The organism is Nocardia sp. NPDC059229 (assembly GCF_042754165.1).
Classification (GTDB): domain Bacteria; phylum Actinomycetota; class Actinomycetes; order Mycobacteriales; family Mycobacteriaceae; genus Nocardia.
In genome coordinates this window covers 54,696-77,597 of record NZ_JBHZAK010000030.1, presented here as the reverse complement: position 1 = coordinate 77,597, position 22,902 = coordinate 54,696, and the positions used below count along the sequence as shown (strand labels likewise).

Below are 22,902 nucleotides of genomic sequence, written 5' to 3'. Positions count from 1 at the left end.
GCGCACGCTCAAACGCAACCTGCTGGACTCGCTGTCATGGGCGTGGCGCGCCTACCCCGACTCCTCGACCGCTTACGTCCCCGGCTAACACCACAGTTCCGATCCCCCTGTGCTGCAAAGAAATTCGTCAACGAGTTAGGCGACAACGACGTGCCTGATCCGCTTCCTTCCCGACACGATCACCCCCCAGGAATCCGGCACCGGTATACGGCGCGATCACCGAGCCGGACGTCTCGCAGCGGTTCGGCGTAAACGCCGTGTTCGTCGGTTTTGAATGGAAGCAGTTACGCGCCGAACCGATCGCGCAGCGAGTCATCACCGGCCGTATCGGCCTCGGCACACACCCCTCGCTGGAAGGGCTGGTAGCGGAGTGGGTGCAATGGGAACCTGGGTCAACCTGGTCACGCGGCGCACTCGACGCCGCGGTGCACCTGGCGACCGACATTCTGCCCGCTGTGGCCGCGGGCGCGAAGACCTCCAGCTTGGCAGGCAGACGCGCGACAGCATCGGTGGACAGTGCGGAGTCGCCGGGCGCCGCCGCTGACGCGTGCTCAGTAGTACGGGATGGATGTGAATTCGTCTGCTGTCGACGTGAATTGGTTGCCGGTTTGCTGCATCACCGGGTGTGGATTTCCGCGCGGTGTGCCATCAGATTCCAGATAGTCCGGGTTGAACCAGACCTGTTCGGCCTGGCCGATGACGATCCGTGGTCGCCACCGAGATCCAGGCGGGTGATGGTGCGGCAGCTCATCCATCCGATTCCAGACGACACGACGGGCCCGTACTCCGACGCCTGGTGATCCAGCGTCAGCCCGCTGGCTGACAGTTTCTCGGCGGGCCCGGCTGCGGGGAAGTGGGAGTAGCGGGCGCCGAGCTTCCACACCGCTTCGAGCTGATCGAACACTGGCACGGCACCGTGAATCCTGCTGCAGGCTGCAGGGTTTCATATGTTGACCACTGTTTGTATACCGCGAGCGCGATCTGCTGCGGCTGGGTGGACACCGAGGTGAGATTCGAGATCGGAATCAGGTTCGGTGTCTTGTCCGCGCTCACGGTTCCGATCAGGAAGGCGATGCGTGGTGCGAGCAGCCGGTGCGCGCGTTCGATCGCATTGTCACTGCTCATCGGGTTCCTTTCTCGGCGTGAAGGCGCGTACGGCCTCGCCGAGTGTGCGCCGGTCCGGTGTGGCGGCCAACCCCGCCAGATCGGACCTGATGCCGTTCAGCGCGGATTCGACCTGCGGGATGCGTTGTCGGGCAGGTATTGCCAGCACCGGCTCCAGGTGGGCCAGTGCGGCATCGGGGCCGGTGAGGTGCAGGTCTGCGCGGGCAAGGGTCACCTGCGCGAGGGTGAGTGTGGCCGACCAGGTTTGCGCCGAGGTGGGTGTGTACAGGCTGATCACGTTCTCGGCCTCGGACTTTGCGCGTGTTCACTCCCCCTCGCCGCATTCTCACGTTGGATCATCCGGCCGGGGTCACTAGTACACGACTCCGGAACCGGCGCCCCGATTCGCCAACTCGAACGGTGCATCGTGCTCGGCGGACGGGTGGATCGGCCCGCAGACTCTCCTGATCCACCCCGCTCGAGCAGCAATCGGACCGTCACGGCAGCTGCCGACGTTTCACACGCGGGCTAGGAGTCGTTGGTCAGCTCCTTGTAGCGCAGGAACTCCACGAAGGAGACCTGACCATCCTCCCAGATGCGGTCTTGCTGAATCTTGCGCCCAAGGACCGCCCGCACTTCCCTGTCCTGGGCCATACCCCACTGGATGGCTTCATCGAAGGTGATGAAACCGTCCTTGTCCGTATCGATCTCGTCGAACTCCCGCCGGGTGGCGATGAACTGCTGCTGGTCCATACCCGTCTCCTCTGCCGGTTGGTTCAGCGACGCCTTCGTTCGTCATCGATCCAGCGCATAAGCGTACGCGGAAAGTTAGCTGGGACGTCCAGATTCGCGGGGAACCGAAACGAACCGAACCACCGGGCTCGACGCCTGGTCTCAACGAACGGGCCGAGAATCGCACGGTTGAGTTCGCATGATTGTGTCGCAGCGCTTCGTGCACGCCATGGCTGGTTAGAGTCGTTCGCTATGAAATGGAATCGGCGTAAGCGGGTGGCCATGGACGGTGCCGCGGTGGCCCGGGTCAGCGAGGCCGCGTCGCGGGACCCGGAGGGTTCGACCACGTGCAGCGGATTGGCCGAACAGGCCCTGGCGACGCCGGCGGTCCCGGCGTGGATCCACTGGGTCTATGACCGCAACCCCGAGATCGCGCGCTTCTACTTCCAGCTGCACTATCCCCTCGACGACGGTTACGGCGATGAACAACGGATCCTCAAGCGGGCCCATCAGGCCGAACAAGCCGCACGTTGCGTGGAACGGGCCCGCCGCTTCCACACCGACAGACCCGTGCTGAGCGCATATTTTCCCGAGCTGCCCGACGACGAGGACTTCAACGCCGCCTGCGACACAGGGCGCGAATGGGACGGACACTGGTACTCCCGCGACCCGCTGCAAGCCTGGCCCGAGGTCCACGGCCTCCGATAAACCCGTTCCGGGTCTCGGTCCGAGGGGGAGGCCGGTCAGGGTGCGATCAGTTGACCTGTTCAAGAGGGGTCTCGGTAGCAAATCGCCGAAAAAGCGGATATGACGTAGCGCCAGGGCGAGGGCTGACTCACTGAGTTCTGCTGCGGGGCAGAGTGATTGGTGGTTGGCGGTGCTGCCGGAGTTCAGGGTTCGAGATCCTGTTCGACCGGTTCGCGAGGGGCGCGCTGGTGGTGCAGGGTCAGCAGCAGGTGATCAAATTGCGAGCGCGTCGCCGGTGATATCTGGATGGTGGCGATTTCGCCGATCAGTTGAGCCGCCAGATCACGCACGCGGATGTTGGTTTCCTGTGACCGCCATACCAGTACCCGGAACGCTTGCTCGGCGCTGATGCCGTAGACGAGCATCAGCGCTCCTTTGGCCTGCTCGATCGCCACCCGATGTTCCAGTATCCGCGGCAGCAGGTCGTCGAGGATTGCGTGGGTCTGTGCGGCGTCGCGGTCGGTCAGGTCGATGTAGTAGCCCTCGGTGCCGACCACGGCGCCGGTGTCGTCGGTGATCGAGTCCGACACCACCACGACGTAGTGCTCGGTGCCGTGGGTGTCGATGATGCGGTGGCGGCTGGAGAACGGGGCGTGGTCGCGCACCGAGGTGACCAGTGCCGCTTCCACTCGGTCGCGGTCATCGGGATGTTTGTGCGACAGCAGCAGTTCCGTGGTCGGGGTCACTTCGCCGGGAGCGTAGCCGTGCATGCGGGCCACCTCGTCGGACCACTCCCAGCGTTGGTCGGCGAACTGGAACCGGAACCAACCCGCTTGCAGTGCGCTGCCGGCGCCGACCACCTTCTCCACCGAGGCCACCGCCTCATCGGCACCACCGTCGTCCTCGGTCATGTCCTCAGTGTCGCACCCGGCGGCCAGGCGGGAGCCATGGCGGCACCCCGTCGCGGTCCGGGGCCACCAGTACACCGTCGAGGGTCATCTCCCGCCCCGCCGCCAGCGACAGCAGGGCGTGAGAGATCTCAGGGAAGGCCGCGTTGAGGGAGTTGCCGTTACGGCTGACCATGTGGCACACGCCGTCGGAAATCCATGCCAGACAGCGGATTCCGTCGTACTTCCATTCGTAGGCGTACCGGGTGTCGTCGTCAACGGGAGCCGGGCCGTTCTCTGAACTAACGCCTGTGGACCAACAAGGGCGATTTCTATGGGTCCACGGAAGTCCGCGGCCATCGAAGCGATTTTGGATGGTGTGCCATCGATGGCGGTTCATTCACCCCTGGGACAAGGCGAAGGCCAGCATTGCGGTGGAGGTGAAGTCGGTCGAGGGTTCCACGGTCTGCCAGGCGCCCACGTCGTCGAGGAAGCGGGCCTTGCCCCCGTCGAAGTCGGTCCAGGCCGTACCAGGATTCGAGGAACAGCGCTTCATCGTCGGGAAAGTATTGAGTTCGTCGAGCTTTTCTGCGGCATTCGGCCCGTTGACCACAGCGCCTCGCAGGATCTCGCCCGTGCCGTCGAGGCTGCCACCGAGGTTGGCCACTTGGTGTTCTGGGCAGTGCGGGTAGACCTCGCCTGCGCCGATCACGAAGGTGCTGCCCCAAGAGTTGGCGCCCAGTGCCCAGCCACGCTGTTGCACGCTGAACTCGTCGTAGCGATGGTCGCCGGTGACCTTCCCATACAGCTGTGCGGTGGCCACCAGGCCGAAAGTGTGTGGTACCGAGTCGAAGTCGGTGTAAACCGCACCGGCCGCAAAGGGGTCCTCGGTGGCCCGGCTCACCCCGTCGTCCAACTGCCGGCGCAGGTCACCTTGCAGCTCTGCGGCGTTCTCACTGTCCGCCTTCACGATAGTAAGCAGGTCCGCGTGGGCGAGTGCGCTGACGTCGGCGACGCCGAGAGTGCCTTTGGTGTCGGAGTCGATGTACTGCTTTGCCCAACGGGTCCCCTGGCGCTGCCAGTCGCCGGCTCGTGCGTCGCCTAATGCCTTGGCGGCCAGACGAACGCCTGTTTTGCCTGCCCGACGATGTAGCCGACCTGGTTGCTTCGCCTTCGAGCCCCGACACCCGCCCACTAAACTTCCGATGATGGAGCGACACAGCGAGGCCGCACCAAGTCGTGGCGGAGATGATCACCGGTCGCCGTTTGAACGGTTCGTCGGGCAGGCCGCGTTGCGAGTGAGTCAGGCTCCGTTCTTCTTCGTCTGTGCCGGGATCGTCATGGCGTGGCTGATCAGCTTTCCATGGTGGACCGACCTCAAGACCTGGCAAGTTGCCATCCATACCATTGCGAGCGTTTTCACGCTGCTGTTGGTGGTGCTGCTCGAGAACGCCAGCCGCCGCGCAAGCGAGGCCGCGCAAGAGAAACTCAACATCATCGCCGAGGCGCTGGCCTCGCTGCTGGCGTCATCGGCATTCAACGATCCCGAGCTTCGAACGGCCGCGGATCGGCTGCGCGAAGCTGTTGGACTCGAAGAGCGCCACTGAGATGTGGTTGTACGGGGAGTCCTCAGCGGCCACATCCCGTCGACCATCCGGATCGGCCCACCGTGCGCCTTCGTCTCTGACCCGGCCCTCACGCTGACCGAGTCCTGCCCAATCCCTATCTTGCTCACGGCTGGACCAACCGTGCGTCACGGGCGACCAGCGAGGTTGTCGCGATCAACTCATGGATGAATCGCATTTTGCCCAGTACCGATGGCGGCAGCACGAACGGGGTGGCCCGTCGATCTGTTGACTTGGTTCAACGCCCACGCCGTTGGTGGAGAAGCGGATGTTATAGGGGTTGGTGCCGTAGGTCGCCGAAATTTGGTGAGTGCCGTCGGCAGTGATGGTCCAATAGGTCGCCGCGGAATTGGCGATTGTGCAGGTTTGGGCGGGTGGGTCAAGTTTGGCGGTGCTACCGCGGCCAAACAGGGTCGAGTCACAGCCGTCAGGGGTGTGGGCGGTGACTCGGGGGCCATAGTTGGCGGTGATAGTGGTGGTGCCGGCCAGGGGCGTAGGTGCGGCGCCAGGGGTGAAGGGGTTTTGGCGCCGGTTTCAGGGTCGGGAGAACCGTAGAACCAGGCGCCCAGGAAGGCCTTGGCCGAGCATTAGCACAAGCAGTGCTTGGCACGCAAGCCATCGAGGGCATGCGCCCACGGTGGGTGGGCGAAGTCGGTAACAAGTTCGCCATTGGTCGGCCACGATCGGGCACCGAGCGGTTATGCCAGCAGCCTTGTTGGGTGTGTGCTGAGGTGTCGGCGCAGCACGCGACCCGAGTGTCCGAGCCGATACGAGGGTCGCGCCCCACGTGCACTCCCGCGACGCTGGGGCGAGACCCTTGTCCATCTGATCGCGATGGTTGGTTATGAGAACCGAAACCAGCAAGGCTTCGCTCGTGCGTCGTTGGCGGGCGATCTGTGGTGGTGTGCGCGTGTTGTTGGCGGCGCCGGACGACAACAGCCGCTGGAACAGTGATCGAGCCGGTCGCCCGGTCCATGACAGATGGACGCGTCACAGCGCGCACCGCCGACAGCGGTGAGCAGGGGCTGGCGACTGGTCTGCGGGCAGAGAGTCGGTGGCGGTCTGGTCAGCCGAGGTCTCCGGCGGCAGCGCGTTCGGCGCGGTAAGCCAGCAGGTGGTCGAGAAATGGGTGTGGGTGTCGTCGCCGTAACGCTGCCAGGGACGGGGTGTCGGTGGTGTGGTCCGGGGTGGCGGGCAGGGCGAGTTCCTCGAACAGGACCTGTTGGAGTTCGCGTTCGGAGTAGAGGTCGACTTCGTGGCCGGCGAGCTGCCAGGCCGCGTGCTGATGACGGGTGCTGGTCTCGTGCTCGGGCGGTGTGGGCGGCCAGGTGGAGGCTGACCGTGTCACGCTGTCGGAATCGGTCATGACCGACATCATCGTCGCGCCGGGCCCGGGCCGGGCCTGGACACGCCGCGCGGGACCGTCCGTGCTGGTGGTCGGATCCTCGACGGGTCTAGCGGTGGCCGGATGGCGAGCAGGGACATCGTGGTCAGGGTGGGCGAGGACGACTGGCCGGCGCTCGACGATGCGGCCAAGTGTGCGGGGATGTTCCAGAGCAAGTCCGACGGCGCGGTGAAGATCGTGCGGATCGTGGCGCTTCGAGGGTTCGACTCCTCAGGGCAGCGAAGTGCCGCCGATAGGCCCGTGCCGCGCTGGTAGCCCATCGCCGCACTACACTCCGAGCAGCACCATGCCAACGCCGAGCCCGAAGTGCAACCATCGTCGAGCTGCTGAGGACCTCCCCCATCGCGCCCTTGCGCGACAACACGTACTCCCTTCCTGGCAGACACGCGGCCTGGCACAGCCGATCAGGTGAGACGAGTTCGCCACGTCGGGCCATGATCTATTGCCAGCCGTGGCGAATTCGGGGGTGCGCGAGGACACTGAGGACGTAGCGCCGAATTCGTCTCCAGGAGCAACGTGATGGCAGCCGACAGGCCTTTCGGGATCGATCCGGAAGAATTCGAACGCGCGTTACGGGAGGTGGGGATCGAATTCCGCGACCTCCTCGGAAAGGCCGGCGAGTACATCGATCGCGCAAGTGTGAGTACGCTGGCGTCGCTGCTCGGTCAGTTCGGTCAGCCGGAGCGTACGCGGCCGCCGAAGCCGGAGGGCGAGACCACCGGCGAGACCGGCAGCGGAGTGTGGGTCATCTACAGCATCGACGACGCCGGCGAAGCCAGGGTCGAGCAGGTTTTTCCGAGTGAGCTCGAGGCCTTGCGTGCGCATCGCGACAATACCGATGAGCGCCGTCGCGTGCGGTTCCTGCCCTACGGCGTCCCCGCAACTGCGCTGGGCACGCCCTGACATAGGTTGCGGCCGCTCGCCTCTCAGGCTGATCAGATCTCACCATCGGGTACCGCCGACTGGAGTGCAGTCAGCTGACAGCGCGCGAGTTCGCAGCCGAGTGTTGTTCGCGGCTCCAGCTAGGACCAGCGATCGTGTACGCGGTATTGCGCTTCGAGCGTCCTTCAGCAGTGTTTCGGCCGGTTCAGGCGATGACATCGGGTCGATGGCCAGCGGATAGCGCGCATGGATGAGGGTTCGTCCCCGGAGACCCCGGCATAATTCACAGATCGCCGCGTGCCGGCGGGCAGCCTCTTCGCTCCAGTGCGCCGGGTGTGGAAATCCTGCACCGCTTGCGAGTACTCGCGGATCTTCTCCCGCCCCACCTCGTAGTAGTCGTCCGCCCGGTAGCGGTTCCCCACCAGCCCAGCCACAGCGAACGCGGCTCTCTCCACAAAATGATCAGGAATGCCTGGGGTGACATAGATCAACCAGAGGTGGCCTGAACTGCGGGGAAAGGTCAGTTGTGCTCAGGGGCCACGACGTTGGACCCGCCAGCCCGCCGCCCGGCTCGGGACCCGCCACTCAGCCTCGTCGAGTTCGCCGCAGAAGCGCACCATGTCAGCGCGTTTTCCGTAGCGGAGAAGCCGTTTACGCAGAACAGCCGCGGCCAGCGCTGAGCCCAGCATGATCGCCGGGCAATCACAGATGACCGCCCGGATCACCGGCTCGGGTCAGCCGGGCGTGGACGTCGATGACGCTCGACCTTGCAATTGACCTATTTCTCGGGATACGCGATGTGGACCTACCTGTCCGAGCCCTATTCGCTCACCCTGCCCGGCGTGTACACCGAACAGCTGAGCACCTGGCACGAGCAAGGCGAGACCTGGCGGCGACTTGGCGTGCAGTACCCGGACACCATCGCCACCCACAGCCCGAAACAGGTCCTCTACATCGATCCCGACGGCCTGATCCGCAGGCGCGATCCGCCGTCGAGATCTCGTCGAATTCGCCTGCCGCCCATTACTCGAGCGACTTTCAGACAGTCGACGGCATCGTCATACCCACCAGCCGGGTCGTCTACGGCCGCGACGCAACCGGGCACCGCATCGAAGATCCGGTCCTGGTCTCGATCGACCTCGACAACGTGACGGTCAGCTGACCTTCACGGCCGCGGCCGCGGCCTGGGACGAATCGGTCGGCTCGTCGGGCGGCACCCAAGGCTGCACCGAATGGTGGGGCGGGAGGTGCCAGTTGTGCTGTCGGGCAGTGTGTTCGGCGATTCCGAGGAAGTTCGCGACGGCCGCGCTGTGGGGTTCGTCGCGCCATGCGATGCACCAGGGGTAGTACGGCTGCAGCTCAGCAGGGTGGTGAATCGGTATTCCCGAATCTGCGTATCGTGCTGCGTAGCTTTCGAATTCGAGGACATAGCCCGAATCGGTGGCACGGTGCACGGCGGCCAGGCAGTGCCCGAAGGTACCGGGGTTACCCAGCCATCGCATCGGCATCCCGGCGTGGCGTTCGAAGGTCGTGAGATAGTCGCCGTGCGCGTTGTACAGCCCGGATGCGGGCGTGTCGGCGAAGACCTCCACGGGGCGTTCGAACAGGGAGGCCGAGGCCTTCGGCGGATCGCCCGGGCGGCCGACCAGCAACATCGGCTCGAGACGCAGGCGATGAAATTGCCAGCCGGTCGGATTCCGCGCGACCATCGCGGCCGTGACACGCAGTATTGCGATATTGAGCCGATCATCGGCGCGATGAGATCCGGTTCCACCGGATCCCGAGTAGGTGCGGCTGTGGGCGTGGTTTTACAACGTCCGGGTTATCGCATGAGCGATGCGGCGGACCGTGTCGTCGGCTATCGGCCCGGCGTCCGGGCCTTCGGCGTAGTAGCGCAGGAATGCCTGATGGAAGCAGGCGCCGTCGAGCAGCGTTGCGGCGATCTCCACGTCTGCAGCAGCGTCGACGCGGCCCAATTTCTGCTCGGCGCGCAAGTATTCGGTGATTCCGTTGATGGCATGCCCGGGCCCGGCGCCGTAGCGGCTCATGGCCTCGCGGTGCGCGGCGAGGCGTGTGTGTTCGGCGAGGAGGCCACCGAACAACGGCAGGGCCCGCTGATAGAAGGTGGCCGCAGCGCGTGCGACAGCGAACAGATTGTCCTCGACCGTCGCGTTTCCCGGCTGCGCGGACAGGCCGGACAACGTGGGCATGCGTTCGCGCAGCACTTCGACGATCAGCTCTTCCTTGTCGCGAAAGTTCTTGTAGAGAGTCGCTTCCGAATAGCCCGCAGCCCTGGCGATCTCCTTGGTGGTAGCACGTGCGACACCGCGTTCGCGCATGATGTCGGCCGCCGCGTCCAGAATGCGGTCCCGTGCGCCCATCGAACCTCCCATTGACAGTGAGTGAATCCCCACCCACTATAGGTTAGTAAAAATTCACTCACCTTGGAGGCGTGACATGCGATTGACGGTCTTCGGCGCAAGCGGGGGGACGGGCAGCAACCTGGTCAGGCAGGCACTCACCGCCGGACATGCCGTGACCGCCGTGGTCCGCGGCGACCATTCACTGCCAGTCGACTCGAACCTGACGGTGATCACCGCGAATGCCATGAGCCCCACCGACATCGAAACCGCAGTCGCCGGAGCGGATGCAGTGCTGGACACGATAGGGCCGCGGGAACCGGGACCGACCAGCGTGGTGACCGACGCGGCGCGGTCGATCTGCACAGCGATGGAGGCCACCGGAACGTCCCGACTGCTCATCGTCAGCAACAGCGCGCGAACTCCTGGCCCCGGTGACGACCCGTTCACCCGGTATGTCGTCAAACCACTGATTCTGCGACCGTTGTTGCGGCACAGTCTGATCGACATGGCCAACGCCGAGGAAGCCGTGCGCCGCACCCGGCTGGACTGGACAATCGTCCGCGCACCCCAACTGACCGACAACCCGCGCAAGGGGGCATACCGCACCGCGATCGAACGCAACGTCACCTTCGGAATCCGGATTACCCGAAGCGATCTCGCAACATGCCTGATCGACCTCATCACCACACCCGATGCGTACCGTGCACACATCAACGTAGCCAACTGACCCAGCCACGGGCTGCCACACTACCGACCGACGATGGCACGACGAGCTGGTCACATCCACGCTGGCATGTGCACCAGATATTTAGATGATTGGTGCCCATCCGCCCTGCAGCGCGATCGTCTGGCCGGTAGGTGTGGCGCAGGACCGGCAGGCCGGCGTCGGCTCCGACAGCGAGCACGAACCTGTTCGCTGTCGGAGCCTCGCCCGGTCAGGAGTCCTCGCCCGGATCGGGTGTGTTGCCGACGGGTCTCATACTCGCGAGTGAGGTTCGGAGTGCGATTACTCCCGGGAGTGATTGATCCGATCTGGTCCACAGCGATGAGCTTTCGGCACGACCACAGAGACTCACCGCCCTCCGCGAGCCCGACGAATCCGGGTGACAGCGGGAATCGCCGGCGCCGCACTGCTGTTCGGGACCTCGACCCTCACAGCGGGGTGCGGCAGTTCACCGGAGTCGACACCGACACCAACACCGGCACCGGCAGACACCGATCGCGGACGACTCGTGAAGGCCGAGCACTGTTTGCAATCCCAGTCCTACTGAGAGAGACAGACATGGCACGGATTCGTCTCTGCGACAACGTAATTCCGATCCCCGCCGTGTCTGGGACCGAACACGCGCGGCGGCTGGGACCGCAAGCGACTGACCGACTATGTCCCAGCACGGGGGTCAGTTGTGAGCTGGTCGAAGTTGCCTGGGAATCCAATCCAAGATCAGGGGTTGACGGCAAAGATAGTAAGCGCGCATACTAGTCACATGACGCAGATCGCCGAAGCCTCCGCCACCTCGACCGCCACCCCCGCCGCCTTCTTCACCAAGTGGGCCGACATGGCCACCTGGCACGAGTGGAACCAGGACACCGAATGGGCCAAGCTCGACGGCAAGTTCGAGCAGGGCGCGACCGGCGTCATCAAGCCCAAGGGCGGCCCCAAGACCAAGTTCGTCGTCACCAAGCTCACCGACACCGAATTCATCGACTCGTCCAAGCTGATCGGCGCACGGCTGATCTTCGCCCACCAGGTCACCACCGACGGTGAGCGCACCACGGTCACAGTTCGCATCTCCATGGACGGCCCGCTGCGTGGACTCTGGACCAAGATCATGGGCGCCAATCTCGCCAAGTCGCTGCAGGGCGATGTCGACGCGCTGGTCGCCGCCGCTGAGGCGGTGCTGGTATGAGCACCAGGTACTGGCTCGCCGTCGTCTCCCCCGCGATGGTGGGCCAATGGCGGCTTGGGAGGTAGCTCGCAGCAAATTCGACCATGCCGACGAAAGCCTCGGCCTGTTGCTCTGGCAGGTGACCAACCGCTGGCAGGCCGCACACCGTGCAGCGCTGACCCCTTTCGACCTCACGCATGTCCAGTTCGTCCTGCTCGCCGCCCTGACCTGGCTCGCCGGCCGATCGGCCGGCGAGCCGGTCACCCAGCGCGACGTCGCCGACCAGGCCGCCACAGACCCCATGATGACCTCCCAGGTGCTGCGCACCCTGGAACAGAAGCGCCTCCTGGAACGCCGCGACCACCCCACCGATCGCCGCGCCAAATCCCTCGTTCCCACCGAATCCGGTGCGGCCCTGGTCAATCGGGCCATCGGCGCGGTCGAAGCTTGCGACCGCGCCTTCTTCGGCCCCCTCCGCGACCGCACACCAGGTTTCACCGAAGCGCTGCATCAGCTACGGGCTTGCGAGTATTGACCGCGTCCCATAGGAGAGTGGACCTGGTCGTGCTGGACCAAGGCATCGACATCTCCACCGCTGTCGGCCGCATGTTCTTCCGAATCCTCGGCGCGATAGCCAAATTCGAGCACGCCCTGATGTCCGAACGTACCCGCAATGGGCTGGCAGCCGCCCGCGGACCCATCGGCGGCCAGAAACCCAAACCCGGCCCCCGGCAGGTCCAGCTTGCTCGGCAGATGTACGACGAACTCGACGAACACGGCAAGCGTCGCTACACCGTCAGCCAAATCGCCGCCGAGTTCGGCATCACCCGACCCACCATCTACCGGCACCTCAACAAGGCGACCACATAATTCGCTACACCCAGTCGGATCCGCCTCCACTGACCCCTCGAGAGCGGCGGCTCAACTCCCGCTCGAGCAGCTGGATTCGGGGCGTTGATGTCGCGGGTTCGCCAGCCGCCGCGTACGGCTCAGAAGCAGTACGGGAATTTGCACTGAGACGGATCATTGGGACCGAAGATCGCTGCAATCAGTCCATTGATCACAGCGTCCGCCGCTCCCGACCCCGTGCTGATAGCGACATCTTGCACGCCGACAACGGTCGGGGTCGGCGGTGTGGCCTCGGCGGTTGCCGTCGTCGGGGCGACGATCACGATCCCTGCCGTGAGGGCCAGCATCGTCTTTCGAAGCATCGTGTTCCCTTTCGTTCTTCAATCGGTGAATCAAGTAATGCCACAGCCACGATCAGGGCAATGACCTGGTCAGGGCCGCACCGAGGCGGTTGGCTTCAGCGCAAGGTTCGCCATCGCCGGTCTGGACGCGCACATTGCGAACCGTGAACACGACGCTGCCGAAAGGGGCCGATGTCGCGACATAACACCCCAGCTTGTTGGTGTCCTGCACCGATCGGTACACGATCACATCTCGGCCGTAGTACGCGGTCCTGCGCACATCCTGGTAGTGCCCGGGCGTGAGCTGGTCATCCACTGTTTCGTCAGTGGCGGTGAGAATCAATTCGAACGCCTGGTCGGCGGATTGCCACCTGCATGCCTGCCAGGTCGGGGCCGAGGTGGGCATACGTGTCTTGGATGCCGTATTCAAGCCGGCCGCAGCGAGGGCGGTTTCCGACATCGAGCACGCATCCCAGACGACACCGGCCGCGGAAACCGTCGTAGCGAGAGGACCTCCAGGCGCGGCAGTGACAGGCGCGGACGTGCCGGGAGGCGCTGTGGCAGCGGGTGTCGTGGCATCGTCGTCGACCGGGCCGGGTTGCGGTCGAGCCGATCCGGCGTCGGTGCGGGCTCTGGTGGTAGCAGCGGCGCTGGTCGCCGACACAAACCTGCTCGGATTCGGCGAGCTGTCCACGGAGGTGGTGGTGCCGCATCCCGCCAGCAGTACGGCTGCACCACACGCCACCATTGCGAAAAGAGTCCCGCTAGCTCTTCTCGCCATCTCGGAGTCCTTCGCCGCCACGATCGATCGGCGCCCTGTGGGGGTTGGTCGAACATCCGGCCGCGAACAAGCGCGCGCCGAGAGTTGTTGAATATCCAGCCTATTCGGACTCATGGCCATTTCATCGGATGATCCCCTCATTCTGTTAGCAGGACTAGCGGCCCCCAAAATCTGGGGCTCGCCGCCAGCATCGCGATCGCACTCACCCCCGGCACACCGGTCCAGTGCGAGGACCGAAGCGATGGTTTCGCGCCGGCCACCAGAATCGTCTTCGCCGACGTGTGCGTGTCGATCATGGACGCAAAGCTAGAACCTCAACACCAGTTCAGGTCAAACAGCCTGCCGCAACACCGCGCTCCCCACGACCGGCAGCCTCCGACTCCGCTGCGCGCCCATCAAATCCGAAATCTAAATCCGAACAACCCCAGGCGAAGAAAGAGGCGAGCAAATCTCGCGCCGCCGCCGTCATGCTGCACTACGGCCGGGTGGACCAGCACCCATGTGAGCAGGGCTGCGGGGTGTTGTCGGTGCTGGTCACGGCTGGTCAGGCCGGTGACAGTCCGCAGTTCGCGGCGGTGCTGGACGCGATCGCGGTGCCGAAACTCGGTGGTGGGCGGGCGCGGGTGCGGCCGCAGCGGGTCCTGGCCGACAAGGCGTATTCCAGTCGCAGTAACCGGGAATGGTTGCGCCGTCACGGAATCAGAGCAACCATCCCGGTCCCGGCGGACCAGGCCGATCAAACAGCATCGGGCTGTGGCCACCAGGTTCGACAAACTCGCCGTCCGCTACCAGGCCACCATCAATATCGCCGTCATCAACCAATAGCTGCGACACATGTGAGGGCAGGCCACAGGCCCGCCCTCACCACTTCGAGACAGAACCTAGGCGCGTCCGCTGGAACGGGTCAGTGCCTGGTCTAACAGCTCGGGCCGCCGCTCGGATAGTCATCAGGCGGGCGATCGCGATGTTCGTCTCGCATGCGCTGGGTTCTGTTGCAGTGCACAATGTTTCGGTGTGGCAGCCCCTGGATCGTGGATGACGAGTTGTGGGCGGTAATCGAATCGCTACTGCCGGTGAAACCGGCCGGAACACCAGGACCGCCGCAGATGGACAGCCGACTGGCCGGAGCCGAGTCGGCTCGAATCGTGGTGGCACGCCGTCGTGCATCACGCCGCCGAGCCACCCACACCCACATGACCAGCCGCTGCCGCCGGGGATTAGGACCACTGCCGGGCCGAGCGTTGGCCGGGTTGGTATTGGTCAGCGACTGCGCCCGCGCTGGACGCCAGTCGCAGTACTGGCCATTCCGGGCCATCGCCGCGTGCCGCTCGAACTGGGGGCGGTGCGGGACACCTCGCGCCGAGCGCGCAAATCCCCACCTGAACGGCTCCGACTGGGGGCAACCTATTGGGCGCCTTCGGGCACTCGTGTGGTCGGCGACCCAGGACCGCTCCGCGTTGCTGGCCTCCTGCCATCGCGAATCCTTGCGCATGGCAGACGAACTCGGGGCGGACGTCGTGGCCTTCCCGGCCATCTCCACGAATCAGGGTGGGTCAGCGGGCGAATTCCGGGTTTGCCCCGATGCGCGCCAAACCCCCTGTGCGACAGGCTCAATCCCGGGTCGGGTCACAGTCGATAGGAGTTGATTCACACATGGCTCAACGGATGCTGGTAGGTCTGAGCGCTGCCGCTCTGATCACGGCGGCGGCTGGCGCGCTCGCCCCGGTAGCGAACGCCAAGGACCTGGCCGACGGGGTGTCGTGCTTCGGGCGCAGCTGCCGCAACGACACCGATGACACCTACCGGGTGCGAGCCCGGGTGCGATGCACGGGCACTGTCGGTTCACACGAGATCTCGGTCCTCGTCAACAGCCACTCCACCCAACAGGTGAGTGCCTCCTGTCCGGACGAGTTTCCCAGGAAAGGCGGAATCAAGGACTGGAACTCCGTGACGGACATCGACTACCTGAGCGCCACGGTAGACAACAGCAGCCACCCTGCCCCAGCGTCCAGCGGGTCCGGGTCCTGATCCGGGACGAACTCCACCAGGGCGGTGCCGGCGTGCCTGTACGTGTTCGATCTGCTGGGTTTCGGCGACCGTGACCTGCGCACGCTGACCTACCTGCAACGCCGCGAGCGCCTCGACCGGCTGGGTCTGCCCCACGGCCCGGTCCTGCTCTCGCCGTCCTACCTCGACACCCCGGTCTCGCGCGTGATGCAGGTCGCCGCCGAGCACGACATCGAGGGCGTGATCGGCAAACGCGTGGACAGCACCTACCGGCCCGGGCGCTCGCAGGCATGGCGCAAACTCCCGCTGCGCCGGTCCACCCTTCCACTCGAGCCCTTGCGGTCAGACTCCGGCCGACGACCGGGCTGCGATCACAGTCCTGTTGTCAGGACCACGCGGAACCGGGCTTTACCACTGAGGGCGTGGCGATATGCGGCGGGCGCGTCGTCGAGCGGCCGCTCCTCGACCATGGCCCGGATGCCGGTGATGGCCGCGAAGTCGAGGGTGCGTTCGATGTCGCGGGCGGTGCCGGCCGGGTGCCCGCGTACTGCCCGGGACTGAAAGATCAGTTGGAAGGGGCTGACCGGGATCGGCGTCGGAACCGCACCGATGACGATCAGTTCGCCGTCTGTGGACAGGCCGTCGATCGTGGCGCCCATCGCCTCGGAGCTCGCGGCGGTGGCTTGAACGACGCGGGCGCCGCCGAGACGGCGGAGTTCGGCGGCGACATCCTGGGCTGTGGAGTCGATGTAGTGCCGGGCCCCGAGTTTTATAGCGAGCGGTTCCTTGTCCTCCCCCCGTGCGATCGCGACGGTGTCGAAGCCCATCTTCGCGGCGAACTGGACACCGAGGTGCCCGAGCCCTCCGATGCCGAGGATCGCGACCAGATCGCCGGGCCGGGCCTGGCTACGGCGAAGCGAGTTGTAGGTGGTCACTCCCGCGCAGGCCATCGGTCCGGCGTCGACCGCGGTGAACTCGTCGGGGATGCGGGCGATCGCGCTCGCCGGCACGACCACGGCTTCGGCGTAGCCCCCCGGATACTGCCAGCCCGGCACCTGGAGGTTCTCGCAATGCATGAAGTCCCCGTCACGACAGTGGTCGCAGTAAAGGCACGCACCGCCGAACCAGCCGACGGCCACCCGATCGCCGGGACGCCAGCGGGCGACGCCGTCGCCGACCGCGTCGATGCGACCTGCGATCTCGTGGCCGGGCGTCAGCGGGAACGTCACGCCGGGCAACGCATTGGTGACGAACGCATTGTCGGAGTGGCAGATACCGCAGGCTTCGACGGTGACCCGCACCTGTCCCGGCCCTGGATCGGGTATATCGCGAGTGGTCAAGAACAGTTCGCCGTCCGGGTGGTCCACCTGGACGGATCGGATGCTGGGCATCAGAAGAACTCCCTCCGGCTGTGAGCGGGCGTGCCATGCAGTTCGCGCAGAATCGCTGCAGAGATCGGTTGGCATCGAACAGAACTGCTCGAGCGCGGTCCTGTCCATAACGGTCCTCCGCCGGACCGCCGGGGCACCTTCGAGGGTAATGCCCCCGCCCGTCCGGGTCGAGACGAACCCGTAAGCAACCGCTGGCAACAGAACAAGGAGTGCATGGCAATGAACACCACAGGGGTTCCCGCGCTGAAGCTCGAGGCGGTCGTCATCCCATCTCGGGACAGGGCCCACAGTGGGATCAACCAAACCGGGGGCGGTCCCGCAGCACGGACTCGTGGCCATCTGTACGGCCGAGACCGGCGATCCCCTGTTCCGCCATCGCCACGCCGAGGGCTGAGATCACGATCAGGACCGAGCTCGGATCTCACGGCTGGTGCCGCGGAATTCGGCCACGACGATCTCACCGCGACGCACGGTGACGTCGTAGATGCCGTTGCGGCCGTAGCGGGCCCGCTCGACGGCTTCGGCGACCAGCTCGTCGCCGGCGGTAGTCGGCTCCAGATAGGTGATCGACGCGCCAGCGGCCACCGTGGGACGGCCATAACCATTGCACGCCACTGCGAAGGCACTGTCGGCCAGGAGGAAGACATAGCCGCCGTGGGTGATGGCGTGGCCGTTGAGCATGTCGTCGGTGACCTTCATGGCGAGGGTGGCCGATCCGGGTCCGTTGCCCAGCAACTGAATTCCGCAGTCTGTCGACGCGTGATCTACGTCGAGCATTGCACGGGCGAAGTTGATTCCGGTGGAATCTTCGCCGACGTGTTCGTTCATCGTGTACTCCCTCAGACGTGTTCAGTGGGGGCGGTTGTCGATCAGGCGGCGGACCTTGCCCGACGATCGTTCGAGGGTTGCGGGCGCGAGTACCTTGACACCCACGGTGACGCCGATCTGCTGCTTGATCAGTTGGATCAATGTCGCGGCCGCCGCCTCGCGATCCGCGGTGGTGGTGTCGGGGCGGGCTTCGACTCGCACGGTCAGCTGATCCATCCGGCCGGGTCGGTCCAGTACGCAATGGAATTGGGGTGCGAGCGCGGGCACGGTGAGGATGATTTCCTCGATCTGGGTGGGGAACAGGTTCACGCCGCGCAGGATGATCATGTCGTCGCTGCGGCCGGTGATTTTCTGCATTCTGCGCATGGTGCGGGCGGTGCCGGGCAGCAGGCGGGTGATATCGCGGGTGCGGTAGCGGATGACGGGGAATGCCTCCTTGGTCAGGGAGGTGAACACGAGCTCGCCTTCGGCCCCGTCGGGCAGCACTTCTCCGGTCTCGGGGTCGATGATTTCCGGGTAGAAGTGGTCTTCCCAGATATGCGGTCCGTCTTTGGTTTCCGCGCATTCCATGGCGACGCCGGGTCCGATGACCTCGGACAGCCCGTAGATGTCGAGGGCGTCGATGTCCAGTTGTGATTCGAGTTCGCGGCGCATGGCCTCGGTCCACGGCTCGGCTCCGAACACGCCGATCCGCAGGGACGTCGATGCCGGGTCGATGCCCTGGCGGGTCATGGCGTCGAGCAATGTCAGCATGTAGGACGGCGTCACCATGATGGCGTCGGGCCTGAAGTCCTGGATCAGGCGTACCTGGCGCTCGGTCATGCCACCCGACATGGGAATCACGGTGCAGCCCAGTCGTTCCGCGCCGTAGTGGGCGCCGAGTCCCCCGGTGAACAGCCCGTAGCCGTAGGCGATGTGCACGACGTCGGTGGAGCGTACGCCCGCGGCGCGCAGACTGCGGGCGATGAGATCGGCCCAGTGTCCGAGATCGTTGGCGGTATAGCCGACGACAGTGGGCTGGCCGGTGGTACCGGAGGAGGCGTGGATGCGCGAAACCTGCTCGCGCGGAACGGCGAACATCCCGAACGGATAGTTGGCCCGCAGGTCGGCCTTGGTGGTGAATGGGAATTTCGCCAGGTCGGACAGTTCTCTCAGCTCCGACGGGTGCACGCCGACCGCGTCGAATGCGGTGCGGTAGTGGGAAACGTGGTCGTAGGCGTGCTGTAGTGACCAGCGCAGCCGTTCGAGTTGCAGTGCGGCGATGCGGTCGCGATCGGCGAATTCGATATCGTCGGCGGGAACCGTGGCGGGCGTGGGAGCGACGGTGCTCAAGGGAATGTCCTGTCGGTGTCGTGATCAGGCGTCGAAGTCGACGGTGAGGGCGTCGGTGATCGGGTAGCTCTGGCAGGTGAGCACGAAGCCCGCTGCGATTTCGCTGTCCTCGAGGGCATAGTTGCGCCGCATGTCCGCCGCCCCGTCGGTGATCTTGGCGCGGCAGGTGCCGCACACTCCGCCCTTGCACGCGAAGGGCAGATCGGAGCGCACCTGTTCGGCAGCATCCAGAATCGTCCGGTCCCGTGGCAGGTCAGCGGTGGTGGATCGGCCGTCGAGGGTGATGGTGACCCGGCTGCTCGGCCCGGTCGTCCCCGGTTCACGGTGGGGCTCCGGCGGTGGTGGGGTGTCACCGGCGTAGAACAGCTCGCGGTGGACGCGATCGGCGGCCACCCCGAAGTCGGCCAGCACGGTGACGGTGTCGTCCACCATGCCGTGCGGCCCGCAGATCCACGCGTGGTCGATACCGTCGATATCGACCAGCGCCGTGAGGATTTCACGCAGTCGGTCGGCATCGATTCGGCCGCTGAACAATTCGACGTCGCGTGGTTCGCGGGACAGCACGTGGATGAGCGAGAAGCGTTCGCCGTAGGCGTCTTTCAGGTCGGCGAGCTCGTCGGCGAACATGACCGAGCGGGTGCGCCGGTTGCCGTACAGCAGCGTCACCCGGCTGTCGGGGTTGGCGAGCAGCGAGGCGGCGATAGACAGCAGCGGAGTGATGCCGGACCCAGCGCCCACCAGCAGATGCCGTCCAGCGCTCGCCGGGTCGGCGACGAAGCTGCCGGACGGGGGCTGCACCTCTACGCGATCGCCCGGCGTGACCTCGTGGACCAGCCAGTTCGAGAACAGGCCGCCGGATACCTCCCGCACTCCGACCCGGGGCGCCGCGCCCTGCGCAGCGCAGATCGAGTACGAACGCCGCTGCTCGACGCCGTCCACTGTCCGCCGCAGTGTGAGGAATTGGCCCGGCCGGAAATGGAATTCGTCGGCGAGCCGATCCGGTACGGCGAAGGTCACGGCGACGGCGTCGTCGCACAGGCGCTGCACGGCCGCGACCTCGAGCGTATGGAACGCGCGGGATCGGCCGGTGGTAGGTGCCGTTGTCGTGGTCACCTCAGATCTCCTTCACATGATCGAACGGTTCGAGACAGTCGCGGCAGCGATACAGCGCCTTGCATGCGGTGGCCGAGAACGGCGAGACGAGTTCGGTCGCGGCCGAGCCGCAGTACGGGCAGCGCACGGCGCGCGGCGGCGCGGTCAGGGTGAGCGGGATGGGCCCGCCGGTTCGCGCCGGTGCCGGGCCCGGCGGGGAGTATCCGTGTTCGCGCAGCTTGCGCCGCCCGTCGGGGGTGATCCAGTCGCTGCTCCATGGCGGCGACAGCACGGTGTCCACCCGCACGGCCACGAAACCGTGTGCGCGCAGGTCGTATTCGATGTCGGCTCGAATGGTTGCCATGGCCGGGCACCCGGAGTAGGTGGGGGTGATGGTCACAACGACCACGCCCTCGGATTCGACCCGCACGTCGCGTAGGACGCCGAGGTCGGCGATGGTGAGCATCGGCATCTCCGGGTCTGCGACCGCCGCGGCCACCGCCCGGGCACGATCTTCTTCGACGGTAGCGGCCGCGGTCACCATGATGCTTCCGGATGGGCTCGGGCCACGCTCTGCATCTCGGCCAGGATCAGCCCCAGCGCTTCGGTGTGCAGGCCGTCGCGCCCGGCGCGTCCTCCGACAGTCGCGGCCGAAGCCCGCTCAGGTGCAGTGGTTTCCGCAGCCCGAAGAATCGTTGTGAGGGTCTCTACGACCTCGGTGCGCACCTGCGCCGGGTCCACGGCCACCCCGGTCGCCGCGAGCGCCGTCTCGTCCGCGGAGGTGCTGAACAGTTCTGGAACGAAGGGCCAGACCTGGCCCAGCGCCCGGACCAACCGGCCGTGCGACTCGTCGGTCCCCGCGCCGAGCACGACCGCCCATCGGGCCGCGTAATCACGGTGGTAGGTCAATTCCTTGACCCCCTTGTGCGCCACTGCCGACAGCACCGGGTCCCGGGAGTCCCGCAAACGCGCGAAGACCGCCAGCCGCCAGGTCGAGAAGACGAGCAGCCTGGTGATCGCCTGCGCGAAGTCACCATTGTCGAGTTCACACAGGCGCACATTGCGGAATTCGGCGTCGGTGCGGAAGAACGCCAGCGCGTCCTCGGGCGGCATGGGTGAGGTATCCGAAATGTGGGGCACGACGGCGGGATCGGCGGCCGCAGCGCGGGCCAGCAGCAGCCGCGCCTGCCCGAGCAGGTCCAGGCCGATATTGGCCAGCGCGACCTCCTCCTCCAATTCTGGTGCGTGCGTGACCAATTCGGTCAACCTCTGGGCGCTGATCAGGGCATCGTCGGCGAGCATGAGGCAGTACCGCGCCAGCTCCGAGGCGTCCGCGTCCCCAGGCACGGTCGTGTCCACCCCGGCCAGGGGATCGTCGAAGCTGGTCCCGAAGGCCCAGCGGCCGTCGTCATCGGCGGCGGCAAGACCGTCGAAGGGATTGTCGTGGTCGATCATGGCGGCGCCTCACATGTGGGGAACGGTGTCGGGGATCTCGTAGAAGGTCGGATGGCGGTAGACCTTGTCGCGGTTGGGCGCGAAGAAGGGATCCTTCTCGGCCGGGCTGGATGCGGCGATGGCGTGCGAGGGCACCACCCAGATGCTCACGCCCTCGTTGCGGCGGGTATAAACGTCGCGGGCGTGCCGCAGTGCCATCTCGCCGTCGGCGGCGTGCAGTGAACCCACGTGCACGTGGTTGAGTCCGCGCTTGCCACGCACGAACACCTCGTACAGCGGCCATTCCGAACGAGTTCCGGTCATGGTCATGCCTCCTGACTTCCGTTGCGGTGGGCGAACGCCGCGGCTGCTTCGCGCACCCACGCCCCGTTGTCGTGTGCGGATCGCCGGACATCGATCCGCTGCGCATTGCACGCACCGTTGCCCGCGACGACCTGCGTGAACTCGTCCCAGTCGGGTTCGCCGAAATCATGGGCGCCGCGGTCGGCGTTCCATACCAGTTCAGGATCGGGCAGGGTGACACCCAGCGTCGCGGCCTGCGGAACCGTCATGTCGACGAATCGCTGCCGCAGTTCGTCATTGGTGTGGCGTTTGATCCGCCAGCGCATGGACTGCGCGGTGTTGGGCGAGGCGTCGTCGGGCGGGCCGAACATCATCAGTGCCGGCCACCACCACCGATCGACGGACTCCTGCACCATGGCCCGCTGGGCGTCGGTGCCGCGCATCATGGTCATGAGCAGCTCGTAGCCCTGACGCTGATGGAACGACTCCTCCTTGCAGACCCGGATCATCGCGCGCGCGTAGGGACCGAACGAGCTGCGGCACAGCGGAACCTGGTTGCAGATCGCCGCGCCGTCCACCAGCCACCCGATGACCCCGACATCGGCGAAGGTCAGGGTCGGATAGTTGAAGATCGAGGAGTATTTCTGCTGGCCGGAGAGCAGTTTGCCGGTGAGGTCGCCGCGGTCCGCGCCCAGGGTTTCCGCCGCGGAGTACAGGTACAGACCGTGCCCGGCCTCGTCCTGGACCTTGGCCAGCAGGATCGCCTTGCGGCGCAGCGAGGGCGCGCGGGTGAGCCAGTTGCCTTCGGGCTGCATGCCGATGATCTCGGAGTGGGCGTGCTGGGCGATCTGGCGAATCAGGGTGGCGCGGTAGGCGTCCGGCATCCAGTCGCGTGGCTCGATGCGCTGATCGGCGTCGAGTGTGGCGTCGAATCCCGCCTGCAGATCGTCGGAGACAGGGGTGTTCATGACCG

The 22,902-nt window shown here is 65.7% G+C and carries 29 protein-coding genes and 2 pseudogenes; 12 read left to right on the top strand and 19 right to left on the bottom strand.

The features are described from left to right. Nucleotides 1-551: 551 nt before the first annotated feature. The 3 genes from ACFXHE_RS39840 to ACFXHE_RS39830 form a co-directional block, all read right to left on the bottom strand. Nucleotides 552-755 carry a hypothetical protein gene (locus tag ACFXHE_RS39840; RefSeq protein ID WP_379390234.1) on the bottom strand — a complete coding sequence of 68 codons (204 nt, stop codon included), beginning with the start codon at nucleotides 753-755 and terminating at the stop codon, nucleotides 552-554. 359 nt (nucleotides 756-1,114) lie between these two features. Further along, a complete protein-coding gene (locus ACFXHE_RS39835) occupies nucleotides 1,115-1,402 on the bottom strand; it encodes a hypothetical protein (RefSeq protein WP_379390232.1) in 288 nt (95 codons plus the stop codon). Nucleotides 1,403-1,632: 230 nt separating this feature from the next. After that, complete coding sequence (locus tag ACFXHE_RS39830) at nucleotides 1,633-1,857, bottom strand: hypothetical protein (protein ID WP_379390230.1); 225 nt, start codon at nucleotides 1,855-1,857, stop codon at nucleotides 1,633-1,635. Between the two features lie 231 nt (nucleotides 1,858-2,088). Here ACFXHE_RS39830 and ACFXHE_RS39825 point away from each other — a divergent pair, with 231 nt between their 5' ends. After that, complete coding sequence (locus tag ACFXHE_RS39825) at nucleotides 2,089-2,544, top strand: hypothetical protein (protein ID WP_379390228.1); 456 nt, start codon at nucleotides 2,089-2,091, stop codon at nucleotides 2,542-2,544. A 182-nt stretch (nucleotides 2,545-2,726) separates the two neighbouring features. On the opposite strand, the gene ACFXHE_RS39820 is transcribed toward ACFXHE_RS39825, so the two are convergent. Genes ACFXHE_RS39820 through ACFXHE_RS39810 form a run of 3 tightly spaced genes read right to left on the bottom strand, consistent with a single transcriptional unit; the run spans nucleotide 2,727 to nucleotide 4,380 of the window. Then, nucleotides 2,727-3,434: a PAS and ANTAR domain-containing protein gene (locus ACFXHE_RS39820; protein WP_379390226.1), complete on the bottom strand. Its 708-nt coding sequence runs from the start codon at nucleotides 3,432-3,434 to the stop codon at nucleotides 2,727-2,729. Between the two features lie 4 nt (nucleotides 3,435-3,438). Then, complete coding sequence (locus ACFXHE_RS39815; protein WP_379390224.1) at nucleotides 3,439-3,810, bottom strand: hypothetical protein; 372 nt, start codon at nucleotides 3,808-3,810, stop codon at nucleotides 3,439-3,441. Further along, the gene (locus ACFXHE_RS39810; RefSeq protein ID WP_379390222.1) at nucleotides 3,811-4,380 is read right to left on the bottom strand and encodes a glycoside hydrolase family 9 protein; all 570 of its coding nucleotides are present in this window, start codon (nucleotides 4,378-4,380) and stop codon (nucleotides 3,811-3,813) included. Between the two features lie 238 nt (nucleotides 4,381-4,618). Here ACFXHE_RS39810 and ACFXHE_RS39805 point away from each other — a divergent pair, with 238 nt between their 5' ends. Next, the gene (locus tag ACFXHE_RS39805; RefSeq protein ID WP_379390220.1) at nucleotides 4,619-5,017 is read left to right on the top strand and encodes a low affinity iron permease family protein; all 399 of its coding nucleotides are present in this window, start codon (nucleotides 4,619-4,621) and stop codon (nucleotides 5,015-5,017) included. 1,084 nt (nucleotides 5,018-6,101) lie between these two features. Here the strand turns inward: ACFXHE_RS39805 and ACFXHE_RS39800 are convergent. Beyond that, the gene (locus ACFXHE_RS39800) at nucleotides 6,102-6,401 is read right to left on the bottom strand and encodes a hypothetical protein (protein ID WP_379390218.1); all 300 of its coding nucleotides are present in this window, start codon (nucleotides 6,399-6,401) and stop codon (nucleotides 6,102-6,104) included. Nucleotides 6,402-6,503: 102 nt separating this feature from the next. Between ACFXHE_RS39800 and ACFXHE_RS39795 the strand changes: the two genes are divergently transcribed. Both ACFXHE_RS39795 and ACFXHE_RS39790 read left to right on the top strand, forming a co-directional pair. Then, entirely contained in the window at nucleotides 6,504-6,695 is a 192-nt protein-coding gene (locus tag ACFXHE_RS39795) for a hypothetical protein (protein ID WP_379390216.1), read from the top strand. Between the two features lie 264 nt (nucleotides 6,696-6,959). Beyond that, a complete protein-coding gene (locus tag ACFXHE_RS39790; protein ID WP_379390214.1) occupies nucleotides 6,960-7,343 on the top strand; it encodes a hypothetical protein in 384 nt (127 codons plus the stop codon). Between the two features lie 1,133 nt (nucleotides 7,344-8,476). Here the strand turns inward: ACFXHE_RS39790 and ACFXHE_RS39785 are convergent. Then, nucleotides 8,477-9,031 (bottom strand): hypothetical protein, encoded by a 555-nt coding sequence (locus tag ACFXHE_RS39785; protein WP_379390212.1) that lies wholly within the window; start codon nucleotides 9,029-9,031, stop codon nucleotides 8,477-8,479. Between the two features lie 99 nt (nucleotides 9,032-9,130). Beyond that, nucleotides 9,131-9,703 carry a TetR/AcrR family transcriptional regulator gene (locus ACFXHE_RS39780; protein ID WP_379390210.1) on the bottom strand — a complete coding sequence of 191 codons (573 nt, stop codon included), beginning with the start codon at nucleotides 9,701-9,703 and terminating at the stop codon, nucleotides 9,131-9,133. Between the two features lie 76 nt (nucleotides 9,704-9,779). Between ACFXHE_RS39780 and ACFXHE_RS39775 the strand changes: the two genes are divergently transcribed. The 4 genes from ACFXHE_RS39775 (at nucleotide 9,780) to ACFXHE_RS39760 (ending at nucleotide 12,441) form a co-directional block, all read left to right on the top strand. Then, complete coding sequence (locus ACFXHE_RS39775; RefSeq protein ID WP_379390209.1) at nucleotides 9,780-10,412, top strand: NAD(P)-dependent oxidoreductase; 633 nt, start codon at nucleotides 9,780-9,782, stop codon at nucleotides 10,410-10,412. A gap of 757 nt (nucleotides 10,413-11,169) precedes the next feature. Further along, on the top strand, nucleotides 11,170-11,592 hold the full coding sequence (locus tag ACFXHE_RS39770) for an SRPBCC family protein (RefSeq protein ID WP_379390207.1): 423 nt from the start codon (nucleotides 11,170-11,172) through the stop codon (nucleotides 11,590-11,592). A gap of 46 nt (nucleotides 11,593-11,638) precedes the next feature. Then, nucleotides 11,639-12,106, top strand: a complete 468-nt coding sequence (locus ACFXHE_RS39765) for a MarR family winged helix-turn-helix transcriptional regulator (RefSeq protein WP_379390205.1) — start codon at nucleotides 11,639-11,641, stop codon at nucleotides 12,104-12,106. Next, nucleotides 12,019-12,441, top strand: coding sequence for a recombinase family protein (locus tag ACFXHE_RS39760; protein WP_379390203.1), 423 nt, complete (start codon nucleotides 12,019-12,021; stop codon nucleotides 12,439-12,441). Before ACFXHE_RS39765 ends, ACFXHE_RS39760 begins: the two co-directional genes overlap by 88 nt. A 119-nt stretch (nucleotides 12,442-12,560) precedes the next feature. On the opposite strand, the gene ACFXHE_RS39755 is transcribed toward ACFXHE_RS39760, so the two are convergent. Both ACFXHE_RS39755 and ACFXHE_RS39750 read right to left on the bottom strand, forming a co-directional pair. Then, a complete protein-coding gene (locus ACFXHE_RS39755; RefSeq protein ID WP_379390201.1) occupies nucleotides 12,561-12,782 on the bottom strand; it encodes a hypothetical protein in 222 nt (73 codons plus the stop codon). 52 nt (nucleotides 12,783-12,834) lie between these two features. Beyond that, nucleotides 12,835-13,509, bottom strand: a complete 675-nt coding sequence (locus ACFXHE_RS39750) for a DUF3558 family protein (RefSeq protein ID WP_379390242.1) — start codon at nucleotides 13,507-13,509, stop codon at nucleotides 12,835-12,837. A 500-nt stretch (nucleotides 13,510-14,009) separates the two neighbouring features. Here ACFXHE_RS39750 and ACFXHE_RS39745 point away from each other — a divergent pair, with 500 nt between their 5' ends. The 4 genes and pseudogenes from ACFXHE_RS39745 to ACFXHE_RS39730 all read left to right on the top strand — a co-directional run. Further along, nucleotides 14,010-14,462, top strand: coding sequence for a transposase (locus ACFXHE_RS39745; protein WP_379390199.1), 453 nt, complete (start codon nucleotides 14,010-14,012; stop codon nucleotides 14,460-14,462). A 507-nt stretch (nucleotides 14,463-14,969) separates the two neighbouring features. Beyond that, nucleotides 14,970-15,095, top strand: a pseudogene (locus tag ACFXHE_RS39740) (macro domain-containing protein); the annotation flags it as partial. A 100-nt stretch (nucleotides 15,096-15,195) separates the two neighbouring features. After that, nucleotides 15,196-15,570, top strand: a complete 375-nt coding sequence (locus ACFXHE_RS39735) for a hypothetical protein (RefSeq protein WP_379390197.1) — start codon at nucleotides 15,196-15,198, stop codon at nucleotides 15,568-15,570. Between the two features lie 24 nt (nucleotides 15,571-15,594). After that, nucleotides 15,595-15,840, top strand: a pseudogene (locus ACFXHE_RS39730) (ATP-dependent DNA ligase); the annotation flags it as partial. 80 nt (nucleotides 15,841-15,920) lie between these two features. Here ACFXHE_RS39730 and ACFXHE_RS39725 read toward each other — a convergent pair. The 8 genes from ACFXHE_RS39725 to paaA form a co-directional block, all read right to left on the bottom strand. Beyond that, the gene (locus ACFXHE_RS39725) at nucleotides 15,921-16,940 is read right to left on the bottom strand and encodes an alcohol dehydrogenase (protein ID WP_379390195.1); all 1,020 of its coding nucleotides are present in this window, start codon (nucleotides 16,938-16,940) and stop codon (nucleotides 15,921-15,923) included. A gap of 402 nt (nucleotides 16,941-17,342) precedes the next feature. Continuing rightward, nucleotides 17,343-17,768, bottom strand: coding sequence for a hydroxyphenylacetyl-CoA thioesterase PaaI (paaI, locus tag ACFXHE_RS39720; RefSeq protein ID WP_379390193.1), 426 nt, complete (start codon nucleotides 17,766-17,768; stop codon nucleotides 17,343-17,345). 21 nt (nucleotides 17,769-17,789) lie between these two features. After that, entirely contained in the window at nucleotides 17,790-19,100 is a 1,311-nt protein-coding gene (paaK, locus tag ACFXHE_RS39715; RefSeq protein WP_379390191.1) for a phenylacetate--CoA ligase PaaK, read from the bottom strand. 24 nt (nucleotides 19,101-19,124) lie between these two features. Next, nucleotides 19,125-20,213: a 1,2-phenylacetyl-CoA epoxidase subunit PaaE gene (gene paaE, locus ACFXHE_RS39710; protein WP_379390189.1), complete on the bottom strand. Its 1,089-nt coding sequence runs from the start codon at nucleotides 20,211-20,213 to the stop codon at nucleotides 19,125-19,127. A gap of 1 nt (nucleotide 20,214) precedes the next feature. After that, the gene (gene paaD / locus ACFXHE_RS39705; protein WP_379390187.1) at nucleotides 20,215-20,736 is read right to left on the bottom strand and encodes a 1,2-phenylacetyl-CoA epoxidase subunit PaaD; all 522 of its coding nucleotides are present in this window, start codon (nucleotides 20,734-20,736) and stop codon (nucleotides 20,215-20,217) included. Beyond that, entirely contained in the window at nucleotides 20,730-21,647 is a 918-nt protein-coding gene (paaC, locus tag ACFXHE_RS39700; protein ID WP_379390185.1) for a 1,2-phenylacetyl-CoA epoxidase subunit PaaC, read from the bottom strand. Before paaC ends, paaD begins: the two co-directional genes overlap by 7 nt. A 9-nt stretch (nucleotides 21,648-21,656) precedes the next feature. Beyond that, a complete protein-coding gene (paaB, locus tag ACFXHE_RS39695; protein WP_379390183.1) occupies nucleotides 21,657-21,950 on the bottom strand; it encodes a 1,2-phenylacetyl-CoA epoxidase subunit PaaB in 294 nt (97 codons plus the stop codon). 2 nt (nucleotides 21,951-21,952) lie between these two features. Next, nucleotides 21,953-22,897, bottom strand: a complete 945-nt coding sequence (paaA, locus tag ACFXHE_RS39690; RefSeq protein ID WP_379390181.1) for a 1,2-phenylacetyl-CoA epoxidase subunit PaaA — start codon at nucleotides 22,895-22,897, stop codon at nucleotides 21,953-21,955. Between the last annotated feature and the right edge of the window lie 5 nt (nucleotides 22,898-22,902).

Coding starts and splice junctions, on each gene's coding strand:
- paaA (WP_379390181.1), bottom strand. CDS start 22,897: ATGAACACCCCTGTCTCCGACGATCTGCAGGCGGGATTCGACGCCACA.
- paaB (WP_379390183.1), bottom strand. CDS start 21,950: ATGACCGGAACTCGTTCGGAATGGCCGCTGTACGAGGTGTTCGTGCGT.
- ACFXHE_RS39745 (WP_379390199.1), top strand. CDS start 14,010: ATGCTGCACTACGGCCGGGTGGACCAGCACCCATGTGAGCAGGGCTGC.
- ACFXHE_RS39825 (WP_379390228.1), top strand. CDS start 2,089: ATGAAATGGAATCGGCGTAAGCGGGTGGCCATGGACGGTGCCGCGGTG.
- ACFXHE_RS39805 (WP_379390220.1), top strand. CDS start 4,619: ATGGAGCGACACAGCGAGGCCGCACCAAGTCGTGGCGGAGATGATCAC.
- ACFXHE_RS39800 (WP_379390218.1), bottom strand. CDS start 6,401: ATGACCGATTCCGACAGCGTGACACGGTCAGCCTCCACCTGGCCGCCC.
- ACFXHE_RS39780 (WP_379390210.1), bottom strand. CDS start 9,703: ATGGGCGCACGGGACCGCATTCTGGACGCGGCGGCCGACATCATGCGC.
- ACFXHE_RS39765 (WP_379390205.1), top strand. CDS start 11,639: ATGGCGGCTTGGGAGGTAGCTCGCAGCAAATTCGACCATGCCGACGAA.
- ACFXHE_RS39790 (WP_379390214.1), top strand. CDS start 6,960: ATGGCAGCCGACAGGCCTTTCGGGATCGATCCGGAAGAATTCGAACGC.
- ACFXHE_RS39820 (WP_379390226.1), bottom strand. CDS start 3,434: ATGACCGAGGACGACGGTGGTGCCGATGAGGCGGTGGCCTCGGTGGAG.
- ACFXHE_RS39815 (WP_379390224.1), bottom strand. CDS start 3,810: ATGAACCGCCATCGATGGCACACCATCCAAAATCGCTTCGATGGCCGC.
- paaC (WP_379390185.1), bottom strand. CDS start 21,647: ATGATCGACCACGACAATCCCTTCGACGGTCTTGCCGCCGCCGATGAC.
- ACFXHE_RS39755 (WP_379390201.1), bottom strand. CDS start 12,782: ATGCTTCGAAAGACGATGCTGGCCCTCACGGCAGGGATCGTGATCGTC.
- ACFXHE_RS39750 (WP_379390242.1), bottom strand. CDS start 13,509: ATGGTGGCGTGTGGTGCAGCCGTACTGCTGGCGGGATGCGGCACCACC.
- ACFXHE_RS39725 (WP_379390195.1), bottom strand. CDS start 16,940: ATGCCCAGCATCCGATCCGTCCAGGTGGACCACCCGGACGGCGAACTG.
- ACFXHE_RS39735 (WP_379390197.1), top strand. CDS start 15,196: ATGGCTCAACGGATGCTGGTAGGTCTGAGCGCTGCCGCTCTGATCACG.
- ACFXHE_RS39840 (WP_379390234.1), bottom strand. CDS start 755: ATGGATGAGCTGCCGCACCATCACCCGCCTGGATCTCGGTGGCGACCA.
- paaI (WP_379390193.1), bottom strand. CDS start 17,768: ATGAACGAACACGTCGGCGAAGATTCCACCGGAATCAACTTCGCCCGT.
- ACFXHE_RS39830 (WP_379390230.1), bottom strand. CDS start 1,857: ATGGACCAGCAGCAGTTCATCGCCACCCGGCGGGAGTTCGACGAGATC.
- ACFXHE_RS39785 (WP_379390212.1), bottom strand. CDS start 9,031: ATGGTCGCGCGGAATCCGACCGGCTGGCAATTTCATCGCCTGCGTCTC.
- ACFXHE_RS39770 (WP_379390207.1), top strand. CDS start 11,170: ATGACGCAGATCGCCGAAGCCTCCGCCACCTCGACCGCCACCCCCGCC.
- ACFXHE_RS39775 (WP_379390209.1), top strand. CDS start 9,780: ATGCGATTGACGGTCTTCGGCGCAAGCGGGGGGACGGGCAGCAACCTG.
- ACFXHE_RS39795 (WP_379390216.1), top strand. CDS start 6,504: ATGGCGAGCAGGGACATCGTGGTCAGGGTGGGCGAGGACGACTGGCCG.
- paaD (WP_379390187.1), bottom strand. CDS start 20,736: ATGGTGACCGCGGCCGCTACCGTCGAAGAAGATCGTGCCCGGGCGGTG.